This window comes from Pseudomonas veronii, from assembly GCF_001439695.1.
GTDB classification, from domain to species: Bacteria; Pseudomonadota; Gammaproteobacteria; order Pseudomonadales; family Pseudomonadaceae; genus Aquipseudomonas; species Aquipseudomonas veronii.
In genome coordinates this window covers 1-770 of record NZ_JYLL01000092.1, presented here as the reverse complement: position 1 = coordinate 770, position 770 = coordinate 1, and the positions used below count along the sequence as shown (strand labels likewise).

Below are 770 nucleotides of genomic sequence, written 5' to 3'. Positions count from 1 at the left end.
ATTATTGGCGTTTCCCTGAACAAGCGCTTTCCAACACTGAGTCTTTGGATTGTCACTGTCTGTGGCGCGATTGCGCTAGCGACGCTGGCATGGACGGGGCACGGAGCAATGGACGAGGGAAGCCGTCGCTACTGGCACTTTATTAGCGACATCTTCCATCTTTTGGCCGCAGGCGGTTGGTTGGGTGCGCTAGCGGCATTTGCCCTGCTGCTGCGTTTGAAATCACTGAAAGGTGAGCGAGAAGCACGAATTCTTGCTCGGGTACTGACAGGGTTTGAATCGGCCGGCGCGGTGATTGTAGTGATCATCAGCATTACGGGAGTGGCGAACTACCTATTTATCGTTGGGCCAAATCTCGATGAGGTGATGCTCAGCACTTATGGCGAGTTGCTATTTTTGAAGGTCCTGCTCTTTGCCGGGATGATCGTATTAGCGACGCTCAACCGTTTTCACCTAAGCCCGCTCTTGGAACGTTCTGTTCGAAATGGAGACTATGCTGTCGCGGTCAATGCCTTGCGCCGTAGCATGAAGCTCGAATTTTCAATGGCAGTCATCATTATTTGTCTCATAGCATGGTTAGGTACTTTAAGCCCAGTAATGGAAATGAGCGCCGCATAGCGGTTGGTGATAGCCGACAAAGGAGTCTCAAGGGTGAATTGTAAGGGCCATTTGCACCGTCTACACTCCAGCTCATGAAACGCTACCTGCGGTTTTGCCTAATTTTCCTGATTAGCTTGGCGCTTCCCCTCAGCGGGATGGCGGGTGTTCAG

At 51.8% G+C, this 770-nt stretch carries 1 protein-coding gene; it reads left to right on the top strand.

Translation table 11 applies throughout. The annotated features are described in order from the left end of the window. A partial coding sequence (gene copD / locus TU80_RS31105) for a copper homeostasis membrane protein CopD (RefSeq protein ID WP_057006154.1) occupies positions 1-618 on the top strand: 618 nt, incomplete at its 5' end. Between the last annotated feature and the right edge of the window lie 152 nt (positions 619-770).